General features: G+C 70.4%; 16 protein-coding genes. 12 read left to right on the forward strand and 4 right to left on the reverse strand.

Annotated features, from left to right (window positions below; translation table 11 throughout):
* Positions 1-200: 200 nt before the first annotated feature.
* The 3 genes from I6A60_RS04265 to I6A60_RS04275 all read right to left on the reverse strand — a co-directional run bounded on the left by I6A60_RS04265 (position 201) and on the right by I6A60_RS04275 (position 3,059).
* A complete protein-coding gene (locus tag I6A60_RS04265) occupies positions 201-1,220 on the reverse strand; it encodes an NAD-dependent epimerase/dehydratase family protein (protein WP_203020318.1) in 1,020 nt (339 codons plus the stop codon).
* Between the two features lie 22 nt (positions 1,221-1,242).
* Positions 1,243-2,748 carry a helix-turn-helix domain-containing protein gene (locus I6A60_RS04270; RefSeq protein ID WP_203020320.1) on the reverse strand — a complete coding sequence of 502 codons (1,506 nt, stop codon included), beginning with the start codon at positions 2,746-2,748 and terminating at the stop codon, positions 1,243-1,245.
* A 116-nt stretch (positions 2,749-2,864) separates the two neighbouring features.
* Positions 2,865-3,059: a hypothetical protein gene (locus I6A60_RS04275; protein ID WP_203020322.1), complete on the reverse strand. Its 195-nt coding sequence runs from the start codon at positions 3,057-3,059 to the stop codon at positions 2,865-2,867.
* Between the two features lie 454 nt (positions 3,060-3,513).
* Here I6A60_RS04275 and I6A60_RS04280 point away from each other — a divergent pair, with 454 nt between their 5' ends.
* The 8 genes from I6A60_RS04280 to I6A60_RS04310 all read left to right on the forward strand — a co-directional run bounded on the left by I6A60_RS04280 (position 3,514) and on the right by I6A60_RS04310 (position 8,975).
* A complete protein-coding gene (locus I6A60_RS04280) occupies positions 3,514-4,920 on the forward strand; it encodes a nicotinate phosphoribosyltransferase (protein WP_203020324.1) in 1,407 nt (468 codons plus the stop codon).
* A gap of 23 nt (positions 4,921-4,943) precedes the next feature.
* Positions 4,944-5,642, forward strand: coding sequence for an NUDIX domain-containing protein (locus I6A60_RS04285; RefSeq protein WP_203020325.1), 699 nt, complete (start codon positions 4,944-4,946; stop codon positions 5,640-5,642).
* Positions 5,643-5,750: 108 nt separating this feature from the next.
* The gene (gene clpS / locus I6A60_RS43340; protein WP_203020327.1) at positions 5,751-6,041 is read left to right on the forward strand and encodes an ATP-dependent Clp protease adapter ClpS; all 291 of its coding nucleotides are present in this window, start codon (positions 5,751-5,753) and stop codon (positions 6,039-6,041) included.
* Positions 6,042-6,049: 8 nt separating this feature from the next.
* Positions 6,050-6,637: a DUF2017 domain-containing protein gene (locus tag I6A60_RS04295; RefSeq protein ID WP_203020329.1), complete on the forward strand. Its 588-nt coding sequence runs from the start codon at positions 6,050-6,052 to the stop codon at positions 6,635-6,637.
* A gap of 36 nt (positions 6,638-6,673) precedes the next feature.
* On the forward strand, positions 6,674-7,078 hold the full coding sequence (locus I6A60_RS04300; protein ID WP_374113358.1) for a Mov34/MPN/PAD-1 family protein: 405 nt from the start codon (positions 6,674-6,676) through the stop codon (positions 7,076-7,078).
* 115 nt (positions 7,079-7,193) lie between these two features.
* Positions 7,194-7,316, forward strand: a complete 123-nt coding sequence (locus I6A60_RS42670) for a putative leader peptide (RefSeq protein WP_255545198.1) — start codon at positions 7,194-7,196, stop codon at positions 7,314-7,316.
* Positions 7,317-7,648: 332 nt separating this feature from the next.
* Positions 7,649-7,990 carry a MoaD/ThiS family protein gene (locus tag I6A60_RS04305; RefSeq protein ID WP_203020331.1) on the forward strand — a complete coding sequence of 114 codons (342 nt, stop codon included), beginning with the start codon at positions 7,649-7,651 and terminating at the stop codon, positions 7,988-7,990.
* A 37-nt stretch (positions 7,991-8,027) separates the two neighbouring features.
* Entirely contained in the window at positions 8,028-8,975 is a 948-nt protein-coding gene (locus tag I6A60_RS04310) for a PLP-dependent cysteine synthase family protein (protein ID WP_013426953.1), read from the forward strand.
* A gap of 173 nt (positions 8,976-9,148) precedes the next feature.
* Here I6A60_RS04310 and I6A60_RS04315 read toward each other — a convergent pair whose 3' ends face one another.
* On the reverse strand, positions 9,149-9,790 hold the full coding sequence (locus tag I6A60_RS04315) for an NUDIX domain-containing protein (RefSeq protein ID WP_203020333.1): 642 nt from the start codon (positions 9,788-9,790) through the stop codon (positions 9,149-9,151).
* Between the two features lie 190 nt (positions 9,791-9,980).
* On the opposite strand from I6A60_RS04315, the gene I6A60_RS04320 reads away from it, so the two are divergent.
* From I6A60_RS04320 to I6A60_RS04335, 4 genes are all read left to right on the forward strand, one after another.
* Positions 9,981-10,652 (forward strand): NUDIX domain-containing protein, encoded by a 672-nt coding sequence (locus I6A60_RS04320; protein WP_238434723.1) that lies wholly within the window; start codon positions 9,981-9,983, stop codon positions 10,650-10,652.
* 629 nt (positions 10,653-11,281) lie between these two features.
* Positions 11,282-11,866 (forward strand): plastocyanin/azurin family copper-binding protein, encoded by a 585-nt coding sequence (locus I6A60_RS04325; protein ID WP_203020335.1) that lies wholly within the window; start codon positions 11,282-11,284, stop codon positions 11,864-11,866.
* A 998-nt stretch (positions 11,867-12,864) separates the two neighbouring features.
* A complete protein-coding gene (locus tag I6A60_RS04330; RefSeq protein ID WP_203020336.1) occupies positions 12,865-14,649 on the forward strand; it encodes a polysaccharide deacetylase family protein in 1,785 nt (594 codons plus the stop codon).
* A gap of 402 nt (positions 14,650-15,051) precedes the next feature.
* Positions 15,052-16,197, forward strand: a complete 1,146-nt coding sequence (locus tag I6A60_RS04335) for an RCC1 repeat- and reductase domain-containing protein (RefSeq protein ID WP_238434724.1) — start codon at positions 15,052-15,054, stop codon at positions 16,195-16,197.
* The last annotated feature ends 74 nt before the right edge of the window (positions 16,198-16,271 follow it).

A 16,271-nucleotide genomic window follows, 5' to 3' on the forward strand; every position in this document is an offset into this window, starting at 1 on the left:
ACGCGCCAGACGCGCGTACGTGGATGAGATCGCCAGCCGTTAGACGCCAGATTAGTGTGCGGAGCTGGTGATGTGTGCCCTTGGGGTCGCCGAGAAGTATCGGCGTGACGACGGTCGTCAGCTGGGGCGACGTCAGAGTGACTGAGTGAAGCCACTCGGGACGCTCCAGGGCGCGGAAACGCTCCCAGTTGTGACTGTCCTCACAGTAGTGAGGCGGGACCCTCGGTGACCGTCGTGCGTGACCAGGCCCAGGCGTCGGCGATGATCTGGTCGATCGTCGAGCGGTGCGGTTCCCAACCGAGCTCCTTGCGGAGCTTGCTGCTGTCCACGACGAGCGTGCGCGGTTCGATCACCGGCGGCCCGGTCACCTTGCGGACCGGGCGGCGGGTGACCCGCTCGACCGCGGCGAGCACCTCGTTGACGGTCACACCGGCCCCGCCGACGTTGTAGACCCGGAAATCGCCCGGACGGGCCGCGTCCACGGCCAGCGCGTACGCCGCCGCCACGTCCGCGACGTGCACGTACTCGCGCAGCGCCTCGCCGTCGCCGTTGATCCGGAAGGACTCCGCCGCGCCGTCGGCGACCCGCAGCGCGGCCGGGATGATCCGGGACACGTCCCGGTCGATGTGCCCCGCCGCGCCGCCAGCCACGTTGAACGACCGCAGGACGATGGCGCCGATCCGGCCGGTCGCGGCCTGGTGCGTGATGGCCAGCTCGGCGGCGAGCTTCGAGGCGCCGTAAGGGTGGCCCGGCTCGGGCCGCTGGCTCTCGGGGATGGGCCCGCCGCCCGGGTCGCCGTAGACGGTGCCGGTCGAGCCGAACACCACGGCGGGCGCCGGCCCGCCGGCGGCCACCGCACGGTCGAGCGCGATCAGCAGGTTGACGGTGCCCGTCACGTTGGTCTCGAAGTACCGCAGCGGCTCGGCGCCCGACTGGCGGACCCGGGTCAGCGCGGCCAGGTGGCAGACGGCGTCGAAGCCCCGGTCCAGCCGGGCGGCCAGCAGGGAACGCGGGTCGAGCAGGTCCGCGGCGACGACCTCGACGCCCGGCGCGAGCCGGCGAGCCGGCGGCCGCTCGCCCGCCGTCGCCGACGCGTGGTCCAGGTGTGAGCCGCCCTCGCGGCCGTGTACGAGCGCGGTGACCTGGTCGCCCCGGGCCGCCAGCAGGTCGGTGAGAACAGCCCCGATGAACCCGCCGGCTCCCGTGACCAGGACCCGCATGCCGCCCCCGTAGGGAGGCAACCTAGGACGCCGCTCGCAGCCGCAGCCCAGGCAGTAGTAGTTCCCGGTGCCGCCAGGCGAGCTCCAGGCAGGCGGCGGCCGCCGGCGCGAGCGGCTCGCTGTCGATCAGCCGGCGCAGGGTGGCATAGGTGAACGGGATGCCCTCGGCGACCGCGCGGTTCGGCCCGGCCGAGACGACGGAGCCCTCCGCGTTGCTGTGCACCATCTCGGCGAACATGCCGTCGAAGGTGTCGGCCTCGATGACGACGACCGTCAGGATCTCGCTGAACAGCGTCAACGCGTCGATGCCCACGCCGAAGCAGGAGACCCGGATGCGGCCGTCCCGGCGGGCCTCGTCGAACGCCCGGAACGGCTCGTCGGCCGCGTAGTCGATCGGGGTCGAGGAGTTCCCGTCATGTTCGGTGTTGCCGAGCAGTTCCTCGGAGAGCTCGCGCATGATGTTGCGCCACAGGTCGAAGTCGGCCCGATGGTGGACCGGGGTGATTCCGGACGGCTGGAACACCCCGGCGGGAATGACGTGGTAGACCCCGCCGGCGGTGGCGACCGAGCCGGCGCTGCGCCGGTGCAGCAGGAAGCTCGCCGCGCCGCGGTCGACCCGGATGGTCAGGGTGTTGATCGACGGCAGCACCGGCCGGGCGGCCAGGTCGAACGGGTCACCGATCCGGCGGCGGAACGGCAGCGCCGGCCAGGACAGCCCGCTGGACATCATCGCGGCGGCCGTCTCGTGCGCGACCGTCTCGCAGACGTCGACGGCGTCGAAGTAGGTGGTGTGGCCGAAGGACAGCAGTGGCCGGCCGCCGTCGGCCGGCTGGCCGGTCAGCGCCGGGCTCACGTCGTCACGCGCGATGTCGACCAGGCGGAAGCTCAGCCGGTTCTCGAACAGCGTCGGGCGGTCCAGGTCGCGCATCGCGCGGGTGTAGCGCTGGTAGCGCACGTACGGGCCACCGTCGGCGATCAGCGGGCGCGCGCCGTCGGTCTCGGGCTCACCGCCGGTGATGGCCGGCTCGGAGACCTCGTCGGCCCAGCGCAGGCCGACCTCGCTGATGTCCAGCGGCTGCGGCCAGATCCAGCCGGGCCTGGTCAGCAGACCGGGGCAGAGGCGGTAGGCCTCCGGGTAGAGCCCGGCCGCCGCCTTGGCGAGCCGGATCCGGTTGCGGTTGAGGGTGTCCCGGGTGACCCGCCAGCCCCGCTGACTGGCCGTGGCCTGCTCGGACAGGGAGTCCCGGCCGGGCTCACGGCGCCGTTCGGCGAGCGTGCCGGGGGCCAGGCCCACGTCCTCGGGCGCGAGCTCCAGGTGGCGGGCGATGTGGCGCAGCGTGGAGATGTCGTGGATCGCCCGACGGCCGCTCTCCACCTTGGACACATAGGACTGGTCGAACCCGAGCTGGTCCGCGAGCTGCTGCTGCGTGAGCCCGTGCGCCTGCCGGTAGGCACGGAGGAGCTGCCCGACACCGACAGGAACAGGGCTCGGCGGTGGCGGTGTCCACAGCCAGGTCTGACCGGTCACCCGGGATCCTCTCGGGTCGTAGCGGCAGGACGTTGGTTACGGGACGTGAGCCTAGCTAGTGGTGCATCTGCGGACTCACTGGCATAAATCGTGCAGATCTTTGTGGACTGTCCGGTCTACCGGCCCGGAATCACGCCCGCGAGAGTCAGTGCGACGACGATCACAATCGCCACTCCGATCCAGCGCAGCAGCCTCATCCGGCCCCAGACGTCCCGCGCGAGGCTCCGGCCGGCCCTCCGTCCCATGACGAGTAGGGCAAGTAGGGCCCCGCCGACCACGACGAGAAAAACCCCCGCATAGTTGCCATGCACACAGTCACGATCGCACGCCACCACGGGTGTCCCTGCTCGGGTTCGCGGCGGCCACCTCGCGCTCGCGGCACTTCGGTGCTGGGCGAATGATGTGACCTGTTCATCAGCCCACGCCCCGGTCGGACCGTGCACGTCCTAGCCTGCCCGATCCCGCCCGGCTTTCTACGCCCACGGCCCGTGTCGGGCGTGATCTACCTGTGTGCTCGGTTGGCCGCATCTACGGGACCACTCGACCTCGGCCCCGCTCGACCCTCGGCCGCGCGACACCGGGCCGCCCGCAGGACACCCAGTCATGACCTTTTCGGCCGGTTCGTGCGATTTATCGCCCCGGCGTGACTAGGTCATGGTCCCGGCCCTGGGCCCAGTGCGCCCCCTCATACCGATCTGTCGCAGTCACGCCCGAATTCGAACCTTTGTGGCGCATCGCGGGCCGCGGGTACCTAACCTGGTTCGGATGTCCACGGCGCTTCTCACTGATCATTACGAGCTGACCATGCTGCGCGCCGCGCTGAAGTCCGGCGCCGCGCACCGGCGAGCCACCTTCGAGGTGTTCGCCCGCTCGCTTCCCGCCGGCCGCCGCTACGGCGTCGTCGCCGGCACCGGCCGGCTGCTCGCCGCGCTCGCGGACTTCCGGTTCGGTCCCGAGGAGCTCAGCCTGCTCACCGGCAGCGGCGTCGTCGACGCGGCCACCGCCGACTGGCTGGCCGCTTACCGCTTCTCCGGCGACATTCGCGGCTTCGCGGAGGGGGAGCCCTTTCTGCCCGGCACGCCGGTGCTCGTGGTCGAGGGCCCGTTCGCCGAATGCGTGCTGCTGGAGACGCTCACGTTGTCGGTGCTGAACCACGACAGTGCCGTCGCTGCCGCCGGTGCCCGGATGGTGCAGGCCGCCGGGAGCAGGCCACTGATCGAGATGGGCTCCCGGCGCACCCATGAGGAGGCCGCGGTCGCCGCCGCCCGGGCCGCGTACCTGGTCGGCTTCGCGGCCACCTCGAACCTGGAGGCCGCCCGGCGCTGGGGGGTGCCGAGCAACGGCACCGCCGCGCACGCGTTCACGCTCGCGCACCCCACCGAACGGGAAGCCTTCGAGGCCCAGGTCGACACCCTGGGCGTCGACACGACGCTGCTGGTCGACACTTACGACACCGAGGCGGGCATCGCCGCGGCCGTCGCGGCGGCGGGACCGGGTCTCGGCGCGATCCGGATCGACAGCGGTGACCCGGCCGCCGGCGTTCGGGCCGCCCGGGCCCAGCTCGACGCGCTGGGCGCCACCGAGACCCGGATCATCGTCACCGGCGACCTCGACGAGCACAGCATCGCCAGGCTCGCCGGCGTCCCGGCCGCGGGCTACGGCGTCGGCACCAGCCTCGTCACCGGTTCGGGCGCGCCGACCGCGGGCTTCGTCTACAAGCTTGTCGAGATCGACGGCCGGCCGGTCGCGAAGACGTCCGTCGGCAAGAGCACCCGCGGCGGCCGCAAGGACGTGCTGCGCCGGCACGACGCCGGCGGGGTCGCCGTCGTCGACCTCGTGCTGCCGGCCGGTGAACGTCCCGGCGGTGGCGACGCCGCGGCGCGCGGCCAGAGCCAGACCGCCGACGGGCTTGCTCCGTCCTCCCTGGACGGGCCGGCCGAACAGGCGCCCCCGGTGGCTGGGAGCCTCGCGGGCCCCGGCCGCGACCGGCCGCTGCTGGTCGAGCTGGTGCGCGACGGGGCGATCATCGACCCGACGGTGACTGGCCCGGTCGGGCTACGCCGGGCCCGTGACCACCACCGGGCCGCCATCGCCGACCTGCCTCGGCGGGCCCGCGACGTCGCCTTCGGCCACCCCTGCCTGCCGGTCATCACCTCGGTGCCGCATCCCTGACGCCGTGCGAGAAGCTGAACGCCGTGAGTCCAGAGCCGCCGGCGACCAGCGTCACCGTCGACGTGGTCCTGCTCACGCTGCGGGCGGGGCGGCTGTGCGTCCTGGTCATCCAGCGCGACGAGGACCCGTTCGCGCACTACTGGGCGCTGCCCGGCGGCTTCGTCGGCGCCGACGAGGACCTGGACGACTCGGCCCGCCGCCAGCTCGCCGAGGAGACCGGTGTGACGACGGCCGGCCACCTGGAGCAGCTGTACAGCTACGGCGCCCCCGGCCGCGACCCGCGCACCCGGGTCGTCAGCGTCGCCTACCTGGCCCTGCTGCCGAACCTGCCGCAGCCGGAGCCGGGCCGCCGGGGGCAGCAGGCCCGCTGGTGGCCGGTCGAGGACCTGGGCTCACCCGACGGGCCGACCCTCGCCTTCGACCATCCGCGCATCGTCGCGGACGGGGTCGAGCGCGCCCGCGGCAAGCTGGAGTACACCCCGATGGCCGCGGCCTTCTGCGAGGAGCCGTTCACCCTCGCCGACCTGCGCCGGGTCTATGAGGCGGCCTGGGGAGTGAGCCTCGACCCGCCGAACTTCCGCCGCAAGGTGCTGAGCACGCCGGACTTTGTCCTCCCGGTCGGCGCCGTCAGCTCGCCGCGCGGTGGCGGCCGGCCGGCCCAGCTCTACCGGCGGGGGTCGGCGACCGCGCTGTACCCCCCACTGCTGCGCCGTTCCGTCTGACGAACCGCCGCGGAGTCGGTGTCCGAGAGGCGCGTGTCCGCGACGGACCGTGTCGAAGGTTCACCAGCCGACGGGTAGAGAGGGGCGGGGTGCGTAACAATAGGTGCCGTGACTGCCACCGCCGTCTCACCCGCAGACGTCGAGGAGATCGAAGAGGCGCTCAGTGACGATCGACCCTGGGTCACGATCGTCTGGAACGACCCGATCAACCTGATGTCGTATGTGACCTACGTCTTCCAGAAGCTGTTCGGCTACGACAAACCGACCGCGAAGAAGCTGATGCTCGACGTCCACGAGAAGGGCCGGGCGTCGGTCAGCAACGGGACCCGCGACGAGATGGAACGCGACGCGGCCCGCCTGCACACCTACGGCCTGTGGGCCACCGTCCGCCAGGACTGAGGGCCCGCATGAGCACACCGCTGGACGAGGACGGGGACGTGGCGCAGGGGTACGGCCGGCTGCCGGACAGCTTCCGGCGCACGCGCCACGGCATCGAGCTCCGCCTCCCCCAGTGGGAGGGCTCGGTGCTGATCGAGCTGGTCAAGCAGATGGACCGGATGCTGGAGCCGCCGCCGGTCGACGACCCGCTGGAAGCGCTGGTCGGCCTGCGCGACACCGCGCCGCCCCCGCCCGAGGACCCGGCCCTGGCCCGGCTGCTGCCCGACCCGTACCCCGAGGACCCGATGGCGTCGGGCGACTTCCGCCGCCGCCGCACCGACGACGCGCTGGCCCACAAGCGCGCGGCGGCCCGCCGGGTGCTCGCGACCGTGCCGGGCCCCGGTGAGGTGCTGCTCCTCGACAACGAGGTGGCGCAGGACTGGCTGACGACGCTGAACGACCTGCGGCTGGTGTTCGGGACCCGGCTCGGGATCACCGACGACAACTACCTCGACGAGCTCGGTGAGCTGCCCCCCGACGACAGGCGGCTGCCGGTCATCGAGATGTACGAGCTGCTGACCATCCTGGTCGACAACCTGATCCGCACCCTGGACTGAACCAACGCGGGGCAGATCCGTCGTACCGTGGTCGACGTGCTGCGCATCGACCGCGCCCTCTACGAGGCCATCATCGATCATGCCCGGCGGGACCACCCGGACGAGGCGTGCGGTGTGATCGCCGGACCGTTCGGCTCGGACCGCCCGGAGCGGTTCATCCCGATGGAGAACGCCGAGCGCTCCCCGACCTTCTACCGGTTCGACTCGATGGAGCAGCTCAAGGTGTGGCGGGAGATGGACGACCGGGACGAGGAGCCCGTCGTCATCTACCACTCGCACACGGCCACCGAGGCCTACCCGTCCCGGACCGACGTCTCGTTCGCGTCCGAGCCCGGCGCGCACTACGTGCTGGCGTCCACCCGGGAGCCGGAGAGCACCGAGTTCCGCTCGTTCCGGATCGTCGACGGCGTCATCACCGAGGAACCGGTCGAGATCGGCTGAGCCGCCGGGCCTGGCCGGAGTGCTGCCAGGGTCCCGAGGTTCACCGGGTCCCTGGTCTGCCAGGGTCACAGTCGTCGGACCCCGCGAAGCGTCACACATGTGCAACGATGGCGTCATGACCGCGCCCCGCCACTCGCGCACCGCCGTGGCCGTGGGCGTTCCGGAGCTGTTCCTGGTCGCGCGGCTGCATGTCGACCTGCTGCGGGTGGCCAGCGCCCGCTGTCCTGGCGTGCGCTGACGCTCGCCGCCGGGCCGCGCCGCCCAGCCGCTGGCTGAGAAGCCCACCGGCTGGCCTGGCCGCTGCGCTGAAGACCGGTCGGCTGGCCCCGCCTGACGGTCGGATCCCGACGGCCAGATCCGGACGGGCGCCCAGCGGCGGCCAAGCCTGGAACACTGGAGGGCGCTCGCGGCGTTTGCTCTGACCGCACGACGCCGTCTGGTCAGGCCATCCCGGTCCGGCCGCCGAGCCCCGAGCGACGTCACATTCGTTAGCTTTATCGTTCCGCGCCTGGCCGCCCGGCCGGGATGCCGTAGCCCGGCCGGGCCGCGGCCCCTGAGAAGAGGAGCACCATGGCAGTCCAGGTCCGCGTGCCGACCATCCTGCGCAGCTACACCGGCAACTCGAAGGTCGTCGACGGCTCGGGGGACACCCTGGCCGCGCTGTTCACGGACCTCGACACGCGCCACCCCGGGCTGCGCGGCCGGCTCATCTCCGGTGACGGCGCCGGCGAGCTGCACCGCTTCGTCAACGTCTACATCAACGACGAGGACGTCCGTTTCCTGGGCGGCCTGGACGCCAAGCTCGCCGACGGCGACAATGTCACAATTTTGCCCGCCGTCGCCGGCGGCTCCGCCATTATGCCGGCGACTCTGGACCGGGTGACCATCCTGCCCGCCGTCGCCGGCGGCTGATCGCCGACCCGGCGCCCACACGGATCGGTAGCGGAGCATGCGTTTTGAATCCCTGGTGGACTCGGTAGGACGAACCCCGCTGGTCGGCCTGCCGAGGCTCTCGCCATCCGCCGACGTGCGGCTCTGGGCGAAGCTGGAGCAGGACAACCCGACCGGTTCGATCAAGGACCGGGCCGCGCTGTGGATGGTCCAGGACGCCGAGAAGCGCGGCGTGCTGAGCCCTGGCGCGACCGTGCTGGAGCCGACCTCCGGCAACACCGGGATCTCGCTGGCGATGGTCTGCAGCCAGCGTGGCTACCGCCTGATCTGTGTGATGCCGGAGAACACCTCGGTCGAGCGCCGGCAGCTGCTGGCGATGTGGGGCGCGGAGATCATCTACTCGCCCGCGGCCGGCGGCTCGAACGAGGCGGTCGCCGTCGCGAAGCGGCTGTCCGCCGAGCACCCGGACTGGGTGATGCTCTACCAGTACGGCAACCCGGCCAACGCGCAGGCGCACTACGAGACGACCGGCCCGGAGATCCTCGAGGACCTGCCGACCATCACCCACTTCGTCGCCGGCCTCGGCACCACCGGCACGCTGATGGGGACCGGCCGCTACCTCAAGGAGCAGGTGCCCGGGATCACGGTCATCGCCGCCGAGCCGCGCTACGGCGAGTTGGTCTACGGGCTGCGCAACATCGACGAGGGTTTCGTGCCCGAGCTGTACGACCCGTCGGTGCTGACATCCCGCTACTCGGTCGGGCCACGGGAGGCGCTGCGGCGCACCCGCGAGCTGGTCGAGCAGGAGGGCATTTTCGCCGGCATCTCCACGGGGGCGATCCTGCACGCAGCGCTCGCCCAGGCCGAGAAGGCCGTGAAGGACGGCAAGCGCGCCGACATCGCCTTCATCGTCTGCGACGGCGGCTGGAAGTACCTCTCCACCGGCGCCTACGCCGGCACCCTGGAGGAAGCCGAAGCCGCCCTCGAAGGCCAGCTCTGGGCCTAGGGCCGTCCTGCGCCCGGGTCCGCCGAGGTCGGCCGCGTCCCGAGACCGGCCGCGTCCTGAGACCGGCAAGATCGCTGTTTTGGCCTTCGCGTGGTCGTAATCGCGGCGGTTTTGTGACCAAGCGAGGCCGAAACGGCGATCAAGCTGGCGGGCCGACCTCGGCGGACCCGGCGCTAGGTACTCGAAGTGCCGGCCCCGGTGACGAGGCGGGGTGGCCAGGGGAGTTCGGCGGGACGCAGCGAACGCCAGCGGTCGGCCTGGGCGGCGGCCGCCGCGAGCAGGCCGGCGACGGCGGCGTCGTTCTGGAGCTCGCCGGCGAGTGCCCGGCCGACGGCTTCGCCGAGGTCGACCCACTCGGACCGGAAGTCCGCCTCCTCGAACTCGCCGCCCTGGCCAAGCTCGTAACGCTCGCCGTCCGGCACGACGGTCAGGTCGCGGGCCAGATAGACGCGCACCCGGTGGTTCATGGCCGCCGGGGTCAGTCGCAGGTCCAGCAGCGTGTGCCAGGTTCTCGCGCGCAGCCCGGCCTCCTCATACAGTTCCCGCCGGGCTGCCTCGAACGGCGACTCATCCGGCTTGTCGAGCAGCCCGGCAGGCAGTTCGACGACGAACCCGCCCACCGGGTGCCGGTACTGCGAGAGCAGGAAGACCCGCCCGGCGTCGTCGAGCGCCACGATCACCACGGCACCCATCCGATCGATGACGTCCCGCTCGGCGACCTGGCCTCCTGGCATCCGGACCTGCTCGACCCGGATCGACATGATGTGGTTCTCGTGCACCAGCCGCGAATGCACCGTCTCGTAGCCGTCGCCCATGCTGGTCGCCCCTCGTCATCCCGCCCACGTGGCCAGGGCAGCCCGGCCGACGGCTCATCACGCTCACGCGTGAACCCCCAGGCCAGAAGCATGACGGACCCGCACCGGGGCTTGGGCCCAGGGCGGTTCGGCAACCAGGCCGGCCGGGGCGGGACCGGGTCTCGTCGGGCAGTCGAGGCCTGTTGAGAGCATGAAGCCGCACGGCACCCATTCCGAGGAGGATCTGGACGCGATGAGCGCGGGCTACGAGACGGTCGCGTCGCGGCCGGTCTATGCGGACAAGGTGATGTCCCTGCGTGTCGACGACGTCCGGATGCCCGGAGGCCAGGTCGCCGAGCGAGCCGTGCTCGACCGTCCGGCCGCGGTGACGATCGTGGCGCTTGACGACGCCGGACGGGTCTTCCTGCTCTCGCAGTACCGGCACCCGGTCGGCGGGTTCCTGATCGAGTTGCCTGCCGGACTGGCCGACAAGCCGGGGGAGACGCCGTTCGAGGCGGCCCAGCGCGAGTTGTACGAGGAGGCCGGCCTGCGGGCCGCTACCTGGCACATCCTCGCGGACATGCGCGTGTCGCCCGGCGCGGTCAATCAGCTGGCCCGCGTCTACCTGGCCCGCGATCTCTCCGTAGTGCCCGAAGCCGAGCGTTACGAGCTCGGACAGGCTGGCGAGTTCGAGGAGGCCGATTTCCGCACCGAGTGGCTGGACCTGAACGAGGCCGTCGCGCGAGTGCACGCCGGCGAGATCCAGAACTCCGCCACGGTCGCCGGCCTGCTCGCCGCCGTAAGCGCCCGTACCCTCGGCTGGAAGCCTTTGCGTCCGGCCGACCTCCCCTGGCCGGCCCCGCTCGCCGCCGAAAGCCGGTAGCCGCAGTGGTATCGATATACCGCAGGTCTTCCCCGAGAAGGCGGAGTCGGAGCGCGCGACGGCGCCGCGCTTCCTGACCCGGGCCGGCACGAATGCCGGTCAAGGCGGCCGGATTTCGGTCGCAGGCTTCCTCCACCGCCGTCTCAAAACGGTGACTCGGTGCGGCCGAGGGTGCTGGTTCAGGATTTGCGCATGCGTGTCCGTGCCACTCCCGTGTTGCCAGGTGGGGTCAGGCGATTCGGCACAGACGGACCTTGGGTCACATCCGGGAACGCGTGAGCGGGCTGACTCGGCGCCTGTTGCCGCGCGGAGGTCGTGGAGCCACTGCGACCGGTTCAGGTAGCGGCCAAGGACGCGCGCCTGTTACCAGGCCCGTCCGGACAGGCTAAATGCAACAAGGCCAGCGGTTCCAGAAATGGGCGCGCCGCCGTACGTCCTTTCGATCGTGTCGGAGTCCCGAGACCCTTCGCCCGCATGCCAGGGTCCGAACGGCGCATCAGTTCGGCCGCCCGGCCGTGGCTGGCGACGAGCCGGCTGGGGTTCGACCGGGTGGTCGAACACGTCGACGACGTGATGCCGTCATTTCAGACGCACCGGGGTTCCGGATTCATTGAAAGGGTGTGGGGGGAATGCGACGGGTACGACTGGCCGCCATCATCAGTGGACTGGTGATGGCAGGCGGGACGGTAGCCGCGATGGCGACTCCCGCCGCCGCGAGCTCAGCGCCGGGGGCGGCTGGCCTCGGCGCTGCCACGAGTTCGGCCAGCCAGGCGGACTGGGACTGGAACTGGCCGTGGCCGGACAAGGAGAAGCGGAAGGTCGGGCGCAACCATCTTGTCACGATACCGGGGGAGGACCGCTTCACACCGTTCGGGCTCACAATTCGCGCCGGCGACTCGGTCACCTGGAGAAATGAGGACACCGACAACCACACGGTGGTGACCGACGACGCGTTCACCACCACCGATAACCTCGGTGTCAATCACCTGATTCTCGGCACGGACGACAACAATGGCAAGCCCGGTCTGTTCACTCTGACCTTCCGGAAGCCTGGCAACTTCGTCTACTACTGCCGCTTCCATTCGCACCTCGATCAGTTCAACCAGCCGGTGGCGCCCGGGCCGGACGGCGGCATCCAGGACGCGAGCGGCAACTTCGGCACGCCGATGATGGGCGTGATCACGGTTCTCCCGGCCGGCCGGTCCGCCAACTGAGCCGGCGGGCCGGTACGCCGCTCGAAGGGCGCTCAGGACGGCTCCACGGCCTCCCGCGGAAGCACCGCGGGAGGCCGGCATCACGCCGAACTGACCAGACCGTCGCTGCGCTTGACGGGCGCGGCGGCGGTGGTGGCCCCTGCAGTGGCTCACGCCGCAAGGAAAGCGCCTGACAGCCAGGCCAGTGCACCTTCGCCGCGAATATTCCAGTCCGTATCGCGGCGCGGAGCCCCGCACCGGGGGTCCCGGGCTCGCCCCGCGGGCAGACATCGCGGCCACCGGCGGCACCACGGTGCGCGCTCTTAGCCGAGCAGCACTCGATCGGCCAAACGGCGGTCAAGGCGCTGCTGCGCAAGCGCGGTATCCACCGTATCCGGCGATCAGCTGGACCCTCGTGACCGTGTCGGAAGCCCGGCCACCTTCCTGGTGACCGGGCTTCTTGGCACGCCATCAAGATCAATGTAAGTGGCCGTCCAGGCCACCGACCTGGCGCCTGGACGGCCCGCCGTCCCAAGGCCAGAACGACGGGCGGAAACGCGGCCCCATCATGCGTGCGGCGCCGGGTACACCCACCCACGGCCAGCGCATCGGCCCCGCCCTGACCCGCCCGCCCTGTCCGCAGACGCAGGGGACCTCATCAGATGATCTTGAGTAGCGAAGGGCTGCCCGGCCCGGTCCACGACCCGACCACCTCCCGCGTACACGGCCTCCCCACCTGGTCGGACGCTCCGAACTCCCCTCGACGCCGGCGCCGGCTTCGCCGCCGCCTGGTGCCTGGTGCCTGGGACAGCCGCTACCGCTACGTCCACCGTGCCCGCGCCCCCGCCGTGTCGGCACCACCGCCCGGGGCCATCCTCCCCTTGCCAACCGAGGGTATCCAGGCCAAATGCGGGCATCCAGAAAAAACCGGGACGGGAGGACATTGCTGTTGGTCATGGCGACATTCGTGCATTTTCACGAAAAGCGCTTACAACAGCGCGTTTCTTTGGGGGAATCACATGCAGTTCGACGTCGGTCCAGTCAGTCTGACGCCCGATGTGCCTGGACCATTCGTGGTCTGGGCTGGCGACGATGGCTACGACACCCAGGCGGGATACTTCTCCCTGCTCGCCTCCAGTGGGATCATGGGAACCTTCTTCCTGTCGGTCGACTGGGTGGACCAGGCTGGGACATCCCCGGTATACGGGGACGCCTACATCACGACGTCTCAGGTCGAAGCCATCGTCGCCGCCGGCCACGAGATCGCCACCCATGGCAAGAACCATGAAGATCTTACGAGCTACTACCTGACCTATGGTCCAGCGGCGCTCGACCTCCTGCTTGGCGCCGCCATCGGCGAGATTCAAACGAAATTCGGCTTCTCGGTCAAGACGGGCTCCTATCCGGGTGGGTCGGCGAACGGCCGGGTAAAAGAAATAGTCAGCCATCGGCACGAGTACTTCCGGTGCAGCCGGGGCGTCGTCAGCCAGAACGCGCCGGATCCGTTCAACGTCCCGGGCATAGACATCCTTGCTCCGTCCGAGTCGGATATCAAGGGGTACATCGACGAGGCTGTGGCCAACCGCAGCATCGTCGTCCTCTTCCACCACGGCTCCATTGACTCGGGGCAGCTGACCAAGGTGTCCAACCTGATTTCCTACGCGAGTAGCGTCGGTTGTGACCAGGGGACGTTCTACCGGGCGATGAGCCAGCGGACCAAGTGGCTTTCGACGCGTGCGATGATCGATGCCCAGGGCAACGCATTCAATCCGACCGTCCACACCAACGAGGTGATCGTCGACCGCGACGACAGCATTGGCGGCTACTACCTGTTGGGCCTGGACGAGTCGACGAACGCGCCGTACGTGGACGCGACGAGTGGAACGCCATTTGAATTCAGAAAGGACCTCCTGGCGCTTGCCGCACTCTCTGTGGGGCGTCGCCAGGTGTTCGCCGACTTCACGACGACCAACAGCTCGACGACCGTCTCGTCGGGGAGCGCGGGGTTCCGGGCCGACGACGTGGGTCTCTCCATCAGCGGTACCGGCATCCCGGGCGCAACGACGATCGCGGCTGTCGTGTCGCCCACGCAGGCCACCATGTCGGCTGCCGCGACGGCCAGCGGGGCGAATGTGACGGTCACGCTTGGCCGACCCGCGTCCGGCAGCGTCACGTCCGCGGGAGAAATGCGTCTGTACAACGGGCTCGCCCTGTACGGGACCACGTCGCAGGTGGTGTACTTCGCGCGCCTTGAATCGACGGTGGAAGGGTCCATCAGCGCGAACCAGTGGCTCAACAACGGTACGGGCGGCGCCGGTGGCGAGATGACCGTCGACTCGGGCAGCGGCGGGTCCTACGTGAACATCAAGGGATTCGCGACCAGGATCCGAAGCGAGGACGGCACCGAACGTCTGCGATTGGGGGCCGCCAAGGACGGCCTCGATTTCGGCGCGGCCGAGGACGTGACACTCCAGCGGAACGGGAGCGGAAAACTCGCCGCCAATGTGACCTTCCAGACGGATGGCGACCTGATCGTAGGTAACGCTGGAAACGGGCTCCTGGTCAAGGAAGGGACCAACGCCTGCCTCGGCGCCGCCACGTTGTCCAGCGGCTCGGCCACGGTCTCCACGAGCGCCGTCACCGCGAACAGCAGGATCTACCTGACGCCACAGAACCTGTCCGGGGTCGGCACGCCCCAGGCGATGGCTGTCTCCGCGAGAACAGCGGGAACGAGCTTCACGATCACATCGGCTTCCTCGTCCGACGCGTCGACCATCGCCTGGATGATCGTGGAGCCCGCCTGACACTCCGCGGTCCCGCCAGAAGACCGCCCGGTCCCACCATGTCGTGAGGGGCACGGCCGGACCGGAGCGGTCCTGCCGGAGACTTTCGGGTGCCGCCGCCTCCGCGTCACATCACGCGCGCATCCCGGCGATCGGACACAGCCCGCTCCGCCACCATTCACCCCGGTATCTGGCCGGACGAGCCTCAGGGCTCCCGTGATCACGCCGCATCGTCGACCGTTCCGTGGCGGATGCCGTAGCCCGGGTTCTGGTCGTCCTGTCCCGCCTGGGCGACAACGTAATGGCGCAACGCGAGCACGCCTGGTCAAGATGCTTGAACTGGATCAACACTCTGTGTACTACGAATAGTACATAGAGTGGCCACAGAGGATGTGGCTCGTCCTTCAGGCAGAAAGAGCAGACATGTCTCAGCGACAATGGCGAACAGGGATGTGCTCGGCGGCGCTGGCCGTCGCAGGGGTGATCGTCCTGGCCACGGCCCCGACGGCTGCCGCGACCGGGCCCGGCTTCGTACTGGACTGGGGTGCCAACGGCCAGGGCCAGCTCGGCGACGGCACGACGACGGGCCGCCTGACACCGGTCCAGGTCTTGGACATTGACGAACTCACCGCCGTCGCGGCCGGCGAGGGCACCGGGTATGCGATGGCCTTCGGCGCCGTCCAGGCCTGGGGTGACAACTCACACAACGAGCTCGGTGACGGCACCACCACCGACCGCCTGACTCCGGTGCAGGTCAACGACCTGGTCGACGTGGTCGCTGTCGGGGCCGGCGCCCACAACGGGTATGCGGTGCGCAGCGACGGGACTGCCTGGGCCTGGGGGGAGAACAGCGACGGTTCCGTCGGCGACGGCACCACCGCCAACCGCTCGATTCCGGTCCAGGTCTCCGGCCTGACCGACGTGACCGCCGTCGCCGGCGGCATGCACACCGGGTACGCGGTGCGCAGCGACGGAACCGCCTGGGCCTGGGGAGAGAACAACGCCGGGCAGCTTGGTGACGGCACCACCACCGATCGCCCGATTCCGGTCCAGGTCTCCGGCCTGACCGACGTGACCGCCGTCGCCGGCGGTGTGTACCGGGGATATGCGCTGCGCAGTGATGGCACGGTCTGGGCCTGGGGCTCCAACAGCTTCGGCGCGCTTGGTGACGGCACCACGACGAGCAGCCTGACTCCGGTGCCGGTCGCCGGCCTGACCCAGATCACCGCCATCGCGGCCGGCAGCAACAGCGGGTACGCGCTGCGCAGTGATGGCACGGTCTGGGCCTGGGGATACAACTACGAGGGCCAGCTTGGCAACGGCACCACGACGGACAGCCCGACGCCGGTCCAGGTCTCCGGTCTGACCCGGGCCACCGCCATCGCGGCCGGCGCCTACACCGGGTATGCGCTGCGCCGTGACGGCACCGTCCGGGCCTGGGGATCCGGCGCCGCCGGCGCGCTCGGCAACGGCACGACCACCAACCGTTCGACTCCGGCCCAGGTCACCGGCCTGAGCGGCATCACGACGATCGCCGGCGGCGGCCTCAGCGGGTACGCGGTGAACTGAGTCGGGCCTCGCACCCGTCCGGCCGTTCGCCCAGGTCCACCTGACCGGCTCCCGAAGCCCGCGCGCGGGCCGGG

This window comes from Frankia sp. AgB1.9, from assembly GCF_016786355.1.
GTDB lineage: Bacteria > Actinomycetota > Actinomycetes > Frankiales > Frankiaceae > Pseudofrankia.